Source organism: Anabaenopsis sp. NIES-4685 (assembly GCF_059725405.1).
The window spans coordinates 4,085,763-4,102,263 of sequence record NZ_AP043602.1; the positions used below are offsets into that span (position 1 = coordinate 4,085,763).

General features: G+C 46.8%; 13 protein-coding genes and 1 pseudogene. 3 read left to right on the forward strand and 11 right to left on the reverse strand.

Annotation, left to right across the window (positions count from 1 at the left end; translation table 11 throughout):
- The 4 genes from AC6IZ0_RS17640 to AC6IZ0_RS17655 are packed head-to-tail and all read right to left on the reverse strand — an operon-like array spanning position 1 to position 3,379.
- Positions 1-1,806 (reverse strand): trypsin-like peptidase domain-containing protein, encoded by a 1,806-nt coding sequence (locus AC6IZ0_RS17640; RefSeq protein ID WP_497724146.1) that lies wholly within the window; start codon positions 1,804-1,806, stop codon positions 1-3.
- 15 nt (positions 1,807-1,821) lie between these two features.
- A complete protein-coding gene (locus tag AC6IZ0_RS17645; protein WP_497724148.1) occupies positions 1,822-2,637 on the reverse strand; it encodes a S1 family peptidase in 816 nt (271 codons plus the stop codon).
- Between the two features lie 23 nt (positions 2,638-2,660).
- The gene (locus tag AC6IZ0_RS17650) at positions 2,661-3,110 is read right to left on the reverse strand and encodes a COP23 domain-containing protein (RefSeq protein WP_497724150.1); all 450 of its coding nucleotides are present in this window, start codon (positions 3,108-3,110) and stop codon (positions 2,661-2,663) included.
- Positions 2,993-3,379, reverse strand: a complete 387-nt coding sequence (locus AC6IZ0_RS17655) for a hypothetical protein (RefSeq protein ID WP_497726121.1) — start codon at positions 3,377-3,379, stop codon at positions 2,993-2,995. The genes AC6IZ0_RS17650 and AC6IZ0_RS17655 overlap by 118 nt, the downstream gene beginning before the upstream one ends.
- A gap of 449 nt (positions 3,380-3,828) precedes the next feature.
- Between AC6IZ0_RS17655 and AC6IZ0_RS17660 the strand changes: the two genes are divergently transcribed.
- Both AC6IZ0_RS17660 and AC6IZ0_RS17665 read left to right on the forward strand, forming a co-directional pair.
- Entirely contained in the window at positions 3,829-5,379 is a 1,551-nt protein-coding gene (locus tag AC6IZ0_RS17660) for an ATP-binding protein (protein ID WP_497724151.1), read from the forward strand.
- A 50-nt stretch (positions 5,380-5,429) separates the two neighbouring features.
- Positions 5,430-6,986 carry an ATP-binding protein gene (locus tag AC6IZ0_RS17665; RefSeq protein ID WP_497724153.1) on the forward strand — a complete coding sequence of 519 codons (1,557 nt, stop codon included), beginning with the start codon at positions 5,430-5,432 and terminating at the stop codon, positions 6,984-6,986.
- A 67-nt stretch (positions 6,987-7,053) separates the two neighbouring features.
- Here the strand turns inward: AC6IZ0_RS17665 and AC6IZ0_RS17670 are convergent, their stop codons facing one another.
- From AC6IZ0_RS17670 to AC6IZ0_RS17700, 7 genes are all read right to left on the reverse strand, one after another.
- Positions 7,054-7,251 carry a hypothetical protein gene (locus AC6IZ0_RS17670; RefSeq protein WP_497724154.1) on the reverse strand — a complete coding sequence of 66 codons (198 nt, stop codon included), beginning with the start codon at positions 7,249-7,251 and terminating at the stop codon, positions 7,054-7,056.
- A gap of 355 nt (positions 7,252-7,606) precedes the next feature.
- Positions 7,607-10,705 (reverse strand): WD40 domain-containing protein, encoded by a 3,099-nt coding sequence (locus tag AC6IZ0_RS17675; protein ID WP_497724156.1) that lies wholly within the window; start codon positions 10,703-10,705, stop codon positions 7,607-7,609.
- 11 nt (positions 10,706-10,716) lie between these two features.
- Positions 10,717-11,532, reverse strand: a complete 816-nt coding sequence (locus tag AC6IZ0_RS17680) for a S1 family peptidase (protein ID WP_497724158.1) — start codon at positions 11,530-11,532, stop codon at positions 10,717-10,719.
- A 23-nt stretch (positions 11,533-11,555) separates the two neighbouring features.
- On the reverse strand, positions 11,556-12,275 hold the full coding sequence (locus tag AC6IZ0_RS17685; RefSeq protein WP_497724160.1) for a COP23 domain-containing protein: 720 nt from the start codon (positions 12,273-12,275) through the stop codon (positions 11,556-11,558).
- A 15-nt stretch (positions 12,276-12,290) separates the two neighbouring features.
- A complete protein-coding gene (locus AC6IZ0_RS17690) occupies positions 12,291-12,539 on the reverse strand; it encodes a hypothetical protein (RefSeq protein ID WP_497724162.1) in 249 nt (82 codons plus the stop codon).
- A 323-nt stretch (positions 12,540-12,862) separates the two neighbouring features.
- Positions 12,863-14,452: a protein kinase domain-containing protein gene (locus AC6IZ0_RS17695; protein WP_497726094.1), complete on the reverse strand. Its 1,590-nt coding sequence runs from the start codon at positions 14,450-14,452 to the stop codon at positions 12,863-12,865.
- Positions 14,400-14,549: a 4-Cys prefix domain-containing protein gene (locus AC6IZ0_RS17700; protein WP_497724164.1), complete on the reverse strand. Its 150-nt coding sequence runs from the start codon at positions 14,547-14,549 to the stop codon at positions 14,400-14,402. The genes AC6IZ0_RS17695 and AC6IZ0_RS17700 overlap by 53 nt, the downstream gene beginning before the upstream one ends.
- A 367-nt stretch (positions 14,550-14,916) precedes the next feature.
- Between AC6IZ0_RS17700 and AC6IZ0_RS17705 the strand changes: the two are divergent.
- Positions 14,917-16,468, forward strand: a pseudogene (locus AC6IZ0_RS17705) (ATP-binding protein).
- The last annotated feature ends 33 nt before the right edge of the window (positions 16,469-16,501 follow it).

Below are 16,501 nucleotides of genomic sequence, written 5' to 3' on the forward strand. Positions count from 1 at the left end.
CTAAAGGGACCCAGGTACGGACTGGTGTTGTTGACCGTCGGGGGTGGTGAGTGTGACAGTCTGGTGTGGGGCTATGAGATGATGGGACGTGAGGACCGTATAGGTGTCACCCCGGCGATTAATAATTACTCCCGAACCCGGTGCTGTTTCCAGGCGCACGGTGATTTTTTGGGCGCTGTCATTAACCAGCACATTCACCGGGGTAACAGTTTCTGCGGTGACTATACTTTCTTGCCACAGTTTGATGTCCCTACTCCCAGAGGCTAAGGTTTTACCATCCGGGCTGAAGGCTACTGAAGTAACGTCATATGAATTTCCGGTGAGGGTGGCGATTGACCGCCGGGTGGCTACATCCCACAGTTTGATGGTTCTATCATCACTCCCAGAAGCTAAGGTTTGACCATCCGGGCTGAAGGCTACTGACCTAACGTCATATGAATTTCCGGTGAGGGTGGCGATTGACCGCCGGGTGGCGACATCCCACAGTTTGATGGTGTTATCCCAACTCCCAGTGGCTAAGGTTTTACCATCCGGGCTGAAGGCTACTGAAGTAACAACATTTGAATGTCCCGTGAGGGTGGCGATTGACGCCCCTGTGGCGACATCCCACAGTTTGATAGTTTTATCAAAACTCCCAGAAGCTAAAGTTTTACCATCAGGGCTGAAGGCTACTGAACTAACAACATTTGAATGTCCCGTGAGGGTGGCGATTGACGCCCCTGTGGCGACATCCCACAGTTTGATAGTTTTATCAAAACTCCCAGAAGCTAAAGTTTTACCATCCGGGCTAAAGGCTACTGAACTAACATCATATGGATGTCCAGTGAGGGTGGCGATTGACCGCCCCGTGGCGACATCCCACAGTTTGATGGTGTAATCAATTCCGAAAATACCCCCGCTCCCAGAGGCTAAGGTTTTACCATCCGGGCTGAAGGCTACTGAAGTAACCCACTCTGAATGTCCCGTGAGGGTGGCGATTGCCCTCCCCGTGGCGACATCCCACAGTTTGATGGTACTATCCAAACTCCCAGAGGCTAAGGTTTTACCATCAGGGCTGAAGGCTACTGACCAGACCGAATCTGAATGTCCGGGGAGGGTGTTAACTAGGCTCGAACTTGACCAGGTAACCACCCGCGCCCGTCGGGAGAGGTCAGGGATTTTCTCTATGGGGATACCCTGCACCCCATCTCTGGTTACGTAGCCCAGTTCTCCCTTACCATAGATGCCAATGACAAACCCCCGCTGGTCAAAAATTGGTCCCCCACTGACTCCCGGTTGGGGTTTACCGGACATAATTAAGTCGTATCCTTCCTTTTCTCCCTGACTGCGGGATGTCAGTTGATCCGTTGTAAATGTATACTGTCTGGGATTGGTATTTTCGGGAAACCCGGCATAATATAGGGGGGAACCATTATTCACTGTCCGGGAATCTGCTACCGCTGCCACCCTATACTCTTTAGTGCTGGTAAAAGTAATGATGGCTAAATCTAATCCTCGTAGGCGCTCCATTTGGTCAATCTCGTAGCTCTCCCCATCCCCAGTAATTACCCGATAGTCCCCTGGCTTTTCCACAACATGAAAGGCAGTCAGGACGGTATAAACATTACCTTGCCGATTAATCATTACCCCAGAACCTTTACCATCCAAGCCACCGATTTTGACGGTGATTTGTCGGGCAATGTTATAAATTTGTATTGTTGCCAGCCTTGGTATTTCCACTGGGTTAACAGCTAACACTGGTTGTAAATGCACTACTACCGCTGTGGTAGCGCCTAAAATTACTGCTAGTTCTGGGGTAAATCTCATGGGTAATCTATCACCTTAAGGTAACCGGGCAAAGGAAAAATCACTGACGGGGATACCCCAGCTATATTGACTAATCGCCTCCACTTCCCTGGGGTTGACAGAGGAGCCATCGGCAAATACATAGGGATTACCCCAAATGGGTTGGGCATGGAGGCCGTTAATACCCACTAGTTCGCCCCTACAGTTTAATACCGGCCCACCACTCATACCCTTAAGCACATCGCTGGTGTAACCAATGCGGTATCCTCCCTCTAAAGGTTTGGGTAATACCTCGGTGATTTCACCGGGTTTAATGGCTAAGTTGCCATCAGCCGGGTGTTTACGTCTGGTTTGTCCAGGGGTCTCTGGAGATAGGGGGAAACCAGCCGCCATGACAAAACCTGGATGGGGGTCAACTTTTGCCCTGGTGGCTGGGTTGTAAGATCCCCTGTGGGAGTTAAACTGTAACAGGGCTAAATCTTTACCTCGGAAATGGGTTTTATCCCCCACAGCGGTGACGGTGTGGTATAGACCATCGGGGGTTTCCACCCAGTAGGGGCCTGTACCTCCCTGTAAAACATGGTGATTGGTGATGACGCCATAGGTGTCACCAGCTTTACTCACCAACACCCCGGAACCGATGGGCAGATAGTTACCATTTCTGTCGGGGCGATGGATAATTTTAACTGTAATTGACCGAGCTTCTGCCTCTACTGCTCCTTCCCCAGGGCAATAGTTATTACTCACCCCAGGGGTGAGAGGCGGTGAAGCATCCACCACCCCAGACACCCCAGGAGTGATGGCGGCGCTCACTGTAACCAGAATTGTGAGGAATTTTTTCCACCCACTCATGTGCGCCTCTTAAGAGTTTTAGGTTACCAAATGCGTTCTGACTGCGGCTGGTGAGAGTCGAAAACAGACAAGTGAGCCTCATAAATCGCTTCAAGGTCAACTCTGGCTACCCCATCACTATCCTTGTTGACTACCACTCTACCGGGGTCACCGCCTTTGAGATAAAGTTCTTGACCGGAGGCATTAATACGGGTATTTAATAGCCCATCTAGCACCCTATTGGGATCTGTGCCATTGGTGACTGTCAGCAAAGTATTATTACTATTGCAGCCTCGTTCACCAAGACCTAAACCGCAGATGACGGGTTGATTATTCACCCTTCCCACTTCCAGGGCTTGGAGTTTTCCTTGACGATTCAATTCTTCAAACCGTTGAGAAACCGTTTCGCATCGTTTCCGGGGTGTCCAGGTATCATTAATCCTCTTCCCAGTCCAGGTAATAATGGGGATATTCCCTTTAGGGTGACGTACCATGGTAGCAGGGTAGGCAACATCTGCATTTGTAGCCCAGTTGGCCCACAGAAAAAGCCCTGGGCTTGGGCCGCTGTGGGTTGGCTATTAATCACCGAGACGCTAGATACACTCAAGGCTACAGCTAGGGCTGTTAAAGGTACTTTCAGGTATTTTTTCATAACAGGGCTATGAAGTTGTGAAGGCAAATTTTGGTTAATATTCTTGAATATTTGGGCTATTGGTAGCAATAATAGCCAGTTGATGCTACTGTAGCACCATTCCCCACCCATGTAAATAATTAACTGCTAAATTTTAACCTTGGGCTTACGGACTAGGGGCAGGGGGCAGCTTACAAGGGTAGGTATTTTACATTGTCATCAGGGCAAGACTTGGGGGACAAGGAAGGACATTGGACAAGGGAGGAAAACCGTACAAATAATGTACAATTGGTAACAAAAACTGACGATCAACAGACCATTTTTTGTAGAAAATCTTCCTTGTCTACTTTCCCTCCTTGTCTTCGGTGGTCTGCCTTCACAGTTAATATTAAAAACCTACCCCTGTGAGCTTATCTTACCCCCCCCATCAGCGATCGCACCACCACCGAAATAGCCCTAAGTCCCCAAGGCAGAAATATCACAGTCATTCGCGGATAACCCATCTATCCCAGTCAACCGTCAACAGTCAACCGTCAACAATCATAGAAGTTATAATCAAATCAACCTATACTTAAACTTTTATGACTAAATGGTTTAACACCGCAGGCCCTTGTAAACCGAATATCCACTATACCCTACCCACCACCGAACGGTTACCCCAATTAAAACGCCTGATTGAGCAAGAGAATTACTTTGTCATCCATGCACCCAGACAAACCGGTAAAACCACTGCCATGCTCACCCTAGCACAGGAATTAACAGCCAGTGGTAAGTACACCGCCGTCATGGTATCAGCAGAAGTAGGCTCGCCCTTTCCCAATCAACCAGAAGTAGCAGAACAGGCAATTTTAGGTGCTTGGCGAGAGGCGGCAAGATTTTGGCTACCCAAGGAGCTAGAACCACCGGTGTGGCCGAATGCACTACCAGGACAAAGGATAAATACTGCTTTAACTGCCTGGGCGGAGGCTTCTGTGCGCCCACTGGTGGTGTTTATTGATGAAATTGACTCCCTGCAAAATCAAACTTTAATTACTGTATTAAGACAGTTAAGGGACGGTTTCCCCCGCCGTCCCCAAGGCTTCCCCCAATGTGTAGCCTTAATTGGGATGCGGGATGTACGTGATTATAAGGTAGCCTCTGGTGGTACTGATAGATTAAATACCTCCAGCCCCTTTAATATCAAGGTGCGGTCTCTGACTTTAAGTAATTTCACCTTAGAAGATGTAAGAAATCTATACGCACAACACACCCAAGCCACCGGGCAAAACTTCACCCCCGAAGCCATTAACCACGCCTATGATTTAACTCAAGGTCAACCTTGGTTAGTCAACGCTTTAGCTAAGGAAGTTACAGAGTATTTAGCAGAAGATGTGAATATTCCCATCACAGTAGACTTAATCAATCAAGCTAAGGATATACTAATTCAAAGGCAAGACACCCACTTAGATAGTTTAGCAGAGCGACTGCGAGAAGATAGGGTAAAAGCCATTATTCAACCCATGTTAGCCGGTGACGAGTTAGGCAATGTTCCTGATGATGATTTACGCTATGTTCTAGATTTAGGTTTATGTAAACGGGATAGAGGTGGTGGTCTGGAAATTGCTAATCCTATTTACAGAGAAGTTTTTCCTAAAACTTTAGCCAATGTCACAATTGCTTCTTTAACATCTGTTCAACCCACCTGGTTAACACCTACTGGTAAACTCGATGCAATAGCATTGTTAGAATCGTTTCTAGACTTTTGGCGACAACATGGGGAACCATTATTTAAAAGTACCCCTTACCCAGAAATAGCCCCCCACTTAGTATTAATGGCATTTTTACACCGCGTTGTTAATGGTGGTGGGAGCTTAGAGCGAGAATACGCCATAGGTTCCGGGAGAATGGATATATGTCTGCGTTATGGGGATGTAGTCTTAGGGATGGAATTAAAAGTATGGAAACAGGGAAAAGCCGACCCCTTACCCAAAGGATTGGTACAGTTAGATAAATACTTATCAGGATTAAATTTAGATACAGGATGGTTAATCATATTTGACCGTCGCCCCAACTTACCCCCCATCAGCGATCGCACTACCACCGAAATCACCCAAAGTCCCCAAGGCAGAAATATCACAGTCATTCGCGGATAACCCATCTATCCCAGTCAACCGTCAACCGTCAACCGTCAACCTAAACTATTATGACTAAATGGTTTAACACCGCAGGCCCTTGTAAGCCAGATATCCACTATACCCTACCCACCAGTGAACGGTTACCAGAGTTAAAACGCCTGATTGACCAACAAAATTACTTTGTCATCCATGCACCCAGACAAACTGGTAAAACCACTGCCATGCTCACCCTAGCACAGGAATTAACAGCCAGTGGTAAATATACCGCCTTCTTACTATCCTTAGAAGTGGGCGCAGTATTTCCCCATGATCCCCTGGCGGCGCAAAATAGTATTTTAAATCACTGGCAAAATCAAATCCGGTTTTTGAAGTTACCCTTACCACATATCAATCAGATTAAGGAAGAAACGGGAATCACCCAGTTAGATTTACAAACAGTTCTCAGTATGTGGGCGGCTAGTTCTCCCCTTCCCCTGGTAGTATTTTTAGATGAAATTGATGCTTTAAGTGATGAAACTTTAATTTCTGTACTGCGACAATTACGCTCCGGTTATCCTAGTCGCCCCCAAGGTTTCCCCCAATGTGTAGCCTTGATTGGGATGCGGGATGTACGTGATTATAAGGTAGCCTCTGGTGGTACTGATAGGTTAAATACCTCTAGCCCTTTTAATATCAAGGTGCGCTCTCTGACTTTAAGTAATTTCACTTTAGAAGATGTAAATAATCTATACGCACAACACACCGCAGCCACAGGTCAAATTTTCACCCCCCAAGCCATTAACCACGCCTATGATTTAACCCAGGGTCAACCTTGGTTAGTCAATGCTTTAGCTAAGGAAGTTACAGAGTATTTAGCAGAAGATGTGAATATTCCCATCACTGTAGATTTAATCAATCAAGCCAAAGATATCTTAATTCAAAGGCAAGACACCCATCTAGATAGTTTAGCAGAGCGACTGCGAGAAGATAGAGTTAAAGCAATCATAGAACCTATTTTATCTGGGGAAGAATTACCTAACACCCCAGAAGACGATCGCCGTTATCTGTTAGATTTAGGTTTAGTGATTCGTAGTAAAGAGGGTGGTTTAAAGGTAGCTAACCCCATTTATCAAGAGGTAATCCCCAAGGTGTTATCCCAGGGTACTCAAGATAGTTTACCGATGATTCAACCCAGTTGGTTAACACCCACAGGGGAGTTAAACCCGCAAATATTGTTAGAAACCTTTTTAGACTTTTGGCGACAACATGGAGAACCATTATTTAAAAGCACTCCCTACCCAGAAATTGCGCCTCACTTAGTATTAATGGCATTTTTACACCGCGTTGTTAATGGTGGTGGGAGCTTAGAGCGAGAATACGCCATAGGCTCCGGGAGAATGGATATATGTCTGCGTTATGGGGATGTAGTCTTAGGGATGGAATTAAAAGTATGGAAACAGGGAAAACCCGACCCCTTACCCAAAGGATTGGTACAGTTAGATAAATACTTATCAGGATTAAACTTAGATACAGGATGGTTAGTAATATTTGACCGTCGCCCCAACTTACCCCCCATTAGTGACAGAACCACCACCGAAATAGCCCAGAGTCCTCAAGGCAGAAATATCACAGTCATTCGCGGATAACCCATCTATCCCAGTCAACAGTCAACCGTCAACAGACTTTATACTGTTTTCCTCCCTTGTCACCTTGTCACCTTGTCCACCTTGTCTTACCCTCACGACAATGTAAAAAACCTACCCTTGTAAGCCCCCCATCAGCGATCGCACTACCACCGAAATAGCCCTGAGTCCTCAAGGCAGAAATATTACAGTAATTCGGGGGTAGGTTTGGATTTGTTGACCGTTGACCGTTGACCGTTGACTGTTGACTGGGAAGAGGTGTTACCATCAACAGTCAACCACCCAGAAAAGATAGCGATGCAAGCAGATCGCGGGTGAGTAAGATCCCCGACTTCTTAGATAATTGGCATAATCTCATAGAATTTGTCCAGAAGTCGGGGATCTGAGAAGCGTTGCTGCTCAGTGCAACCGAGGAATAAATTAAGCGTCTCATAGCCAAAGTCCACTAAAAGTGGACTGCTAACTTACATATAATACTCTAGGCAATGATTATTAACCCTATTTATAATGTTATCTCTAACACTCAGTCGGATTTATCCGACTTTAGCTATTAGACGGGGGTTTCTAACCCCCGGCTCCCGGTGGTCGTAGCTCTTAACCCCTGACCCGTCAACCGTCAACCATTAACGCCCCCGCCAAATCTTGATACCATCCTCACTCCCAGAGGCTAAGGTTTTACCATCCGGGCTGAAGGCTACTGAAGTAACCCTACTTGAATGTCCCGTGAGGGTGGCGATTTCCCTCCCCGTGGCGACATCCCACAGTTTGATACCATCCCCACTCCGAGAAGCTAAGGTTTTACCATCCGGGCTCAAGGCTACTGAACCAACCCCACCTGAATGTCCCGTGAGGGTAGCGATTTCCCTCCCCGTGGCGACATCCCACAGTTTGATGGTGTTATCAATTCCGCGAAAACTCCCACTCCCAGAGGCTAAGGTTTTACCATCGGGGCTGAAGGCTACTGAATGAACCAAATCTGAATGTCTGGTGAGGGTGGCGATTGACCTCCCCGTGGCGACATCCCACAGTTTGATGGTGTTATCCGCACTCCCAGAAGCTAAGGTTTTACCATCCGGGCTGAAGGCTACTGAAAAAACCCGATTTGAATGTCCGGTGAGGGTGGCGATTTCCCTCCCCGTGGCGACATCCCACAGTTTGATGCTGTCATCGGAATCGACGAAAATAGTCCCACTCCCAGAAGCTAAGGTTTTACCATCCGGGCTGAATGCTACTGAGTTAACCCTAGATGAATGTCCCGTGAGGGTGGCGATTTCCCTCCCCGTGGCGACATCCCACAGTTTGATGGTGTTATCCCCACTCCCAGAGGCTAAGGTTTGACCATCCGGGCTGAACGCTACTAAATCAACATCATCTGAATGTCCGGTGAGGGTGGCGATTTCCCTCCCCGTGGTGACATCCCACAGTTTGATGGTGTTATCCCCACTCCCAGAAGCTAAGGTTTTACCATCGGGGCTGAAGGCTACTGAATCAACCCTTCTTGAATGTCCAGTGAGGGTGTTAACTAAGGTAGGATTAGGCCAGGTAACTACAGTGGCGATGGTTTGTAAATTGGGTATCCTTTCCAGAGAAATACCCTGCTGGTACATATCATTAAAGTCCGCTTGACCATAAATACCAATCACAAATCCCCACTCATTGAGGATCGGACCACCGGTTAACCCCGGTCGGGCTTGACCTTCTAGTTGCAGGTTATACTCGCCTTCTTGGTCTGGTCTCTTTTTACCTGGATGTAAAAAATAAGGCCGTTCCTGAGGATTACTCTGACGGGGTTCGGGATATCCTGCGGTGTATACCGTTGCTCCTGTGGGGACTGCCGTGGCATCTGCCACCAGGGCGGTGTCATAATTATTCTTACTGGTAAATTCCAATAGACCTAAATCCAAGTCCCCTAAACGACCCCTAGGTACGGACTGGTGTTTTTGACCGTCGGGGGTGGTGAGTTTAACTGTCTGGTGTGGGGCTATGAGATGATGGGACGTGAGGACCGTATAGGTATCACCCCGGCGATTAATAATTACTCCCGAACCCAGCGCTGTTTCCAGGCGCACGGTGATTTTTTCGGACCTGTCATTAACTAGCACATTCACCGGGGTAACAGTTTCTGCGGTGACTATACTTTCTTGCCACAGTTTGATGGTGTTATCATCACTCCCAGAAGCTAAGGTTTTACCATCCGGGCTGAATGCTACTGACCAAACCGAACTTGAATTTCCGGTGAGGGTGGCGATTTCCCTCCCCGTGGCGACATCCCACAGTTTGATGGTTCTATCCGAACTCCCAGAAGCTAAGGTTTTACCATCCGGGCTGAAGGCTACTGACCTAACGTCATATGAATTTCCGGTGAGGGTGGCGATTGACCGCCGGGTGGCGACATCCCACAGTTTGATGGTACTATCCCAACTCCCAGAAGCTAAGGTTTTACCATCCGGGCTGAAGGCTACTGAAGTAACAACATTTGAATGTCCCGTGAGGGTGGCGATTGACCGCCCCGTGGCGACATCCCACAGTTTGATGGTTCTATCCGAACTCCCAGAAGCTAAGGTTTTACCATCCGGGCTGAAGGCTACTGAATGAACCGAGCTTGAATGTCCCGTGAGGGTGGCGATTGACGCCCCTGTGGCGACATCCCACAGTTTGATAGTTTTATCAAAACTCCCAGAAGCTAAAGTTTTACCATCCGGGCTAAAGGCTACTGAACTAACATCATATGGATGTCCAGTGAGGGTGGCGATTGACCGCCCCGTGGCGACATCCCACAGTTTGATGGTGTAATCAATTCCGAAAATACCCCCGCTCCCAGAGGCTAAGGTTTTACCATCAGGGCTGAAGGCTACTGAATAAACCCACTCTGAATGTCCCGTGAGGGTGGCGATTTCCCTCCCCGTGGCGACATCCCACAGTTTGATGGTACTATCCAGACTCCCAGAGGCTAAGGTTTTACCATCAGGGCTGAAGGCTACTGACCAGACCGAATCTGAATGTCCGGGGAGGGTGTTAACTAGGCTCGAACTTGACCAGGTAACCACCCGCGCCCGTCGGGAGAGGTCAGGGATTTTCTCTATGGGGATACCCTGCACCCCATCTCTGGTTACGTAGCCCAGTTCTCCCTTACCATAGATGCCAATGACAAACCCCCGCTGGTCAAAAATTGGTCCCCCACTGACTCCCGGTTGGGGTTTACCGGACATAATTAAGTCGTATCCTTCCTTTTCTCCCTGACTGCGGGATGTCAGTTGATCCGTTGTAAATGTATACTGTCTGGGATTGGTATTTTCGGGAAACCCGGCATAATATAGGGGGGAACCATTATTCACTGTCCGGGAATCCGCTACCGCTGCCACTCTATACTCTTTAGTGCTGGTAAAAGTAACAATGGCTAAATCTAACCCTGGTAGGCGCTCCATCTGGTCAATCTCGTAGCTCTCCCCATCCCCAGTAATTACCCGATAGTCCCCTGGCTTTTCCACAACATGAAAGGCAGTCAGGACGGTATAAACGTTACCTTGGCGATTAATCATTACCCCAGAACCTTTACCATCCAAGCCACCGATTTTGACGGTGATTTGTCGGGCAATGTTATAAATTTGTATTGTTGCCAGCCTTGGTATTTCCACTGGGTTAACAGCTAAGACTGGTTGTAAATGCACTACTACCGCTGTGGTAGCGCCTAAAATTACTGCTAGTTCTGGGGTAAATCTCATGGGCTATCACCTTAAGGTAACCGGGCAAAGGAAAAATCACTGACGGGGATACCCCAGCTATATTGACTAATAGCGGCTACATCCCTGGGGTTGACAGAGGAGCCATCGGCAAATACATAGGGATTACCCCAAATGGGTTGGGCATGGAGGCCGTTAATACCCACTAGTTCGCCGCTACAATTCAACACCGGTCCACCACTCATACCCTTAAGCACATCGCTGGTGTAACCAATGCGGTATCCTCCCTCTAAAGGTTTGGTTAATACCTTGGTGATTTTACCGGGTTCAGTGGCTAAGTTGCCATCAGCCGGGTGTTTACGTCTGGTTTGTCCAGGGGTCTCTGGAGATAGGGGGAAACCAGCCGCCATGACAAAACCTGGATGGGGGTCAACTTTTGCCCTGGTGGCTGGGTTGTAAGTTCCCCTGTGAGAGTTAAACTGTAACAGGGCTAAATCTTTACCTCGGAAATGGGTTTTATCCCCCACAGCGGTGACGGTGTGGTATAGACCATCGGGGGTTTCCACCCAGTAGGGGCCTGTACCTCCCTGTAAAACATGGTGATTGGTGATGACGTCATAGGTGTCACTAGCTTTACTCACCAACACCCCGGAACCGAGGGGCAGATAGTTACCATTTCTGTCGGGGCGATGGATAATTTTAACTGTAATTGACCGAGCTTCTGCCTCTACTGCTCCTTCCCCAGGGCAATAGTTATTACTCACCCCTAGGGTGAGAGACGGTGAAGCATCCACCACCCCAGACACCCCAGGAGTGATGGCGGCGCTCACTGTAACCAGAATTGTGAGGAATTTTTTCCACCCACTCATGTGCGCCTCTTAAGAGTTTTAGGTTACCAAATGCGTTCTGACTGCGGCTGGTGAGAGTCGAAAACAGACAAGTGAGCCTCATAAATCGCTTCAAGGTCAACTCTGGCTACCCCATCACTATCCTTGTTGACTACCACTCTACCGGGGTCACCGCCTTTGAGATAAAGTTCTTGACCGGAGGCATTAATACGGGTATTTAATAGCCCATCTAGCACCCTATACGGATCTGTGCCATTGGTGACTGTCAGCAAAGTATTATTACTATTGCAGCCTCGTTCACCAAGACCTAAACCGCAGATGACGGGTTGATTATTCACCCTTCCCACTTCCAGGGCTTGGAGTTTTCCTTGACGATTCAATTCTTCAAACCGTTGAGAAACCGTTTCGCATCGTTTCCGGGGTGTCCAGGTATCATTAATCCTCTTCCCAGTCCAGGTAATAATGGGGATATTCCCTTTAGGGTGACGTACCATGGTAGCAGGGTAGGCAACATTTGCATTTGTAGTCCAGTTAGCCCCACAGAAAAAGTCCTGGGCTTGGGCTGCTGTGGGTTGGCTATTAATCACCGAGACGCTAGATACACTCAAGGCTACAGCTAGGGCTGTTAAAGGTACTTTCAGGTATTTTTTCATCACAGGGCTATGAAGTTGTAAAGGCAAATTTTGGTTAATATTCTTGAATATTTGGGCTATTGGTAGCAATAATAGCCAGTTGATGCTACTGTAGCACCATTCCCCACCCATGTAAATAATTAACTGCTAAATTTTAACCTTGGGCTTACGGACTAGTTGACGGTGGTCGGTGAGCGGAGTCGAACCGTTGACGGTTGACGGTGGTCGGTGAGCGGAGTCGAACCGTTGACGGTTGACGGTGGTCGGTGAGCGGAGTCGAACCGTTGACGGTTGACGGTGGTCGGTGAGCGGAGTCGAACCGTTGACGGTTGACGGTGGTCGGTGAGCGGAGTCGAACCGTTGACGGTTGACGGTAGGGTATTCTAGGTAACCCACTAGTCCACTTGCAGTGGACTTTAGCTTTGAGACGGGGGTTTCTAACCCCCGTCTCCTCACAGGGGTAGGTTTTTAATATGATCTGTGAACGCAGGGACCACCGAAGACAAGGAGGGAAAGTAGACAAGGAAGATTTTCTACAAAAAATGGTCTGTTGAGCGTCAGTTTTTGTTACCAATTGTACATTATTTGTACGGTTTTCCTCCCTTGTCCACTGTCCTTCCTTGTCCACCTTGTCTTACCCTGACGACAATGTAAAAAACCTACCCTTGTAAGGAAGAGGGTGGGGTCAAATAATATTCGATACACTAATCATGATAGGACTAGGGGCTTGTAGCTGGTTTAATTTTCCAGGAAGGTAACATATCCTTCTTTACGATGGGGGCGAATTGACTATAAAATGGTTCCTCAGCACTATAGGTGAGAATATACAGTTTTCCCCCGTAGATCATCCAATTTTCCAGAAAACGCACTGGTGTGTTAGGGTCTTGTTTGTTGGTATAAACCACTTGATACCCTGGAAGTTGATTAATGGTAATCTCTTGAGATGTGTCGATAGTATGCCCCTTGTCTTTGAGTTCTTGTAAATAAGAGTTGGTATACCCTGTCAGGGTTTCCCCTGAAGGTAAGTCTTTTTGGCTAATGAATACAGAGGGAGAGTAAGGACTACTGGAGGGGTTGGGGGGAGTTAAGCGAAATTTTGTTTCTGGGGTAATAACATTTTTGTTCGGCTTTACACTCCAACTTTGAGGATAGTTTAACTCAATTCCAGTGGCCGGGTCTTTCAACATACTCAGTTCAAGACGAGGCCAAATACGGTCAACAATAATATATATAAACACCGCCATCATCACAGCGATCGCACCGCCTATCAGTAGTTTTAATAGCTGTTGCTCCCCGGTATTAGTAATTTCGGTTTGATCATCATTACCTGAATTTGTCTCCTGATTTTCTGTGGTCACTTTCTCCACAGCCTTAATTACATCCGCATCTTGATTTGTCTTCTGATTTTTTGAGGTAACTTTCTCCACCGCCTCAATTACTTCCGCCGCTGACTGATACCGCTCCTCTGGTTGTGGATGTAGCATTTTATCTAGTATGTCAGCCAGTTCATTACTGACAGTATTAGAGACAATCCCAGGGTATTTGTTTCTCCATTGCCATTGATTATTAGCGTAATTACGGATATTTTCCAGGTTGTCCTTAGTTAATAATTGAATACATGACGCTGCTAGGGCATATAAATCAGTGGAAGGGTAAACAATTCTCCCTTGTTCTGGGGGTGCGTATCCGGGAGTGCCAAACACTACAGACTTTTGGGGGTCACTTTCTCCCGATTTAATCTGCTTAACGGCACCAAAATCAATGAGAACTAGCTTGTTAGTCCCTTGTTCCCGGATAATATTACTGGGTTTAATATCTCGATGGATACTTAGTTTACCATCATAGTTAACGCTGTGAATCAGTTCCAGCACTGGGAGGATTTGCTTTAACACATCAATAATCTTTGATTCTGAGAATCGCCCCCGGCGCTTCAACTCCTGGGATAAATCTTCACCCTCAATGTATTGTTGCACTATATATTGATATTCAAAGTCAGTATCTTCCCCAAAAGGGGGAGCGGTGAAGCTGAAATAATCGTATAAAGAGGGAATTTGTCCAGTTTGATCCCCTAAATATTCTAAAACCCGCGCCTCCCGTTCAAAGGCTTTTTCAATAGCTTGTTTTAGCGCTGCTTTTTGTTCGGGTGTGTTGTCTGCACCTAAATTTTTAGGATTGATATACAATCTTTTAATCACACAGTAATCTTGATTCAAGCGTCCTAAGTTAACAGCTTGAAAAGTTTCCCCAAACCCTCCTTTACCCAGAGGCTTTATGGGTTGATACCGCCCGTTTGGACTTGATAGAATCAGGGCATCCGCAGGCTTGACAGGTGGGGTCATTCTCTTCTAAGTGGTTTTCAGGTTGGGGGCAGCCTGGCCTGGTACAATAATATGCTTGGTGAGGCATGGTGGTTAGGTTGGGTAATATTCATAGTTACTAAAAATATAATCACATTACAGTTCGTTAATGAACCCTAGGGGCGATCGCACTGTTGACGGTTGACGGGTGACGGGTGACGGGTGACCCTCACAAGATTATGGTCAGAAGTCGGGGATATGACTATTACCCCCCCGGCCAATATCCCCGACTTCTATGAAGATTTATGGCTACCTGACAAGATTATGGTCAGAAGTTGGGGATATGAGTAACGAATAAAAGCGATCGCTTTGGGTACTACCTAGCGATCGCACTGGTGTTTTGTCGGTCAACAGTCAACAGTCAACCGTCAACAATCAGAGAAGTTATAATTAAATCAGAGTATATATTAACTATTATGACTAAATGGTTTAACACCGCTGGCCCCTTGTAAGCCCAATATCCACTATACCCTACCCACTAGTGAACGGTTACCCCAATTAAAACGCCTGATTGATCAAGAGAATTACTTTGTCATGCATGCACCCAGACAAACCGGTAAAACCACTGCCATGCTCACCCTAGCACAGGAATTAACAGCCAGTGGTAAATATACCGCCGTCATGGTATCAGCAGAAGTAGGCTCTGCTTTTCCCGATCAGCCAGAACTGGCAGAAAGAAGGATTTTAGATGCTTGGCAAGATGCTATTGACTGTTGGCTACCAACAGAATTACAACCACCTTTCTTAACTAATGGTAATCCACCTCAACGTATTGGCTCTTTTCTCAAATCCTGGGCGCAAACTTCTAAGCGCCCCTTAGTAGTGTTTATTGATGAAATTGACTCCCTGCAAAATCAAACTTTAATTACTGTCTTAAGACAGTTAAGGGATGGTTTTCCCCGTCGCCCCCAGAGCTTCCCCCAATGTGTAGCCTTAATTGGGATGCGAGATGTACGTGATTACAAGGTAGCTTCCGGTGGTAGTGACAGGTTAAATACCTCTAGCCCCTTTAATATCAAGGTGCGGTCTCTGACTTTAAATAATTTCACTTTAGAAGATGTGAAAAGTCTGTATGAGCAACACACCCAAGCCACAGGACAAATATTTACCCCCGAAGCCATTAACCACGCCTACGATTTAACCCAGGGTCAACCTTGGTTAGTCAATGCTTTAGCTAAGGAAGTTACAGAGTATTTAGCAGAAGATGTGAAGATCCCCATCACGGTAGATTTAATTAATCAAGCTAAAGATATACTAATTCAAAGACAAGACACCCACTTAGATAGTTTAGCAGAGCGACTGCGGGAAGATAGAGTTAAGGCGATTATTCAACCCATGTTAGCCGGGGAAGAGTTAGGCAATGTTCCTGATGATGATTTACGCTATGTGCTAGATTTAGGTTTATGTAAACGGGATAGAGGTGGTGGAATTGAAATTGCTAATCCTATCTATAAAGAGGTATTTCCGAAAACTTTAGCAAATGTCACAATTGCTTCTTTAACATCTGTTCAACCCACCTGGTTAACACCCACTGGCAAACTGGATGCAGTAGCATTGTTAAATTCATTCTTAGACTTTTGGCGACAACACGGAGAACCATTATTTAAAAGCACCCCGTACCCAGAAATAGCCCCCCACTTAGTATTAATGGCATTTTTACACCGTGTGGTTAATGGTGGCGGTAGCTTAGAGCGGGAATACGCCATCGGCTCCGGGAGGATGGATATATGTCTGCGTTATGGGGATGTGGTCTTAGGGATGGAATTAAAGGTATGGAAACAGGGTAAACCCGACCCATTGCAGCAAGGATTGATACAATTAGATAAATATTTATCAGGACTCAATCTAGATACAGGATGGTTAGTAATATTTGACCGTCGCCCCGATTTACCCCCTATCAGCGATCGCACTACCACGGAAATAGCCCTAAGTCCCCAAGGGAGAAATATCACAGTCATTCGGGGGTAGGTTTGGATTTGTCAACCGTCAACCGTGCTGTAA

Coding starts and splice junctions, on each gene's coding strand:
- AC6IZ0_RS17640 (WP_497724146.1), bottom strand. CDS start 1,806: ATGAGATTTACCCCAGAACTAGCAGTAATTTTAGGCGCTACCACAGCG.
- AC6IZ0_RS17645 (WP_497724148.1), bottom strand. CDS start 2,637: ATGAGTGGGTGGAAAAAATTCCTCACAATTCTGGTTACAGTGAGCGCC.
- AC6IZ0_RS17650 (WP_497724150.1), bottom strand. CDS start 3,110: ATGGTACGTCACCCTAAAGGGAATATCCCCATTATTACCTGGACTGGG.
- AC6IZ0_RS17655 (WP_497726121.1), bottom strand. CDS start 3,379: ATGGGTGGGGAATGGTGCTACAGTAGCATCAACTGGCTATTATTGCTA.
- AC6IZ0_RS17660 (WP_497724151.1), top strand. CDS start 3,829: ATGACTAAATGGTTTAACACCGCAGGCCCTTGTAAACCGAATATCCAC.
- AC6IZ0_RS17665 (WP_497724153.1), top strand. CDS start 5,430: ATGACTAAATGGTTTAACACCGCAGGCCCTTGTAAGCCAGATATCCAC.
- AC6IZ0_RS17670 (WP_497724154.1), bottom strand. CDS start 7,251: ATGGTAACACCTCTTCCCAGTCAACAGTCAACGGTCAACGGTCAACGG.
- AC6IZ0_RS17675 (WP_497724156.1), bottom strand. CDS start 10,705: ATGAGATTTACCCCAGAACTAGCAGTAATTTTAGGCGCTACCACAGCG.
- AC6IZ0_RS17680 (WP_497724158.1), bottom strand. CDS start 11,532: ATGAGTGGGTGGAAAAAATTCCTCACAATTCTGGTTACAGTGAGCGCC.
- AC6IZ0_RS17685 (WP_497724160.1), bottom strand. CDS start 12,275: ATGGGTGGGGAATGGTGCTACAGTAGCATCAACTGGCTATTATTGCTA.
- AC6IZ0_RS17700 (WP_497724164.1), bottom strand. CDS start 14,549: ATGCCTCACCAAGCATATTATTGTACCAGGCCAGGCTGCCCCCAACCT.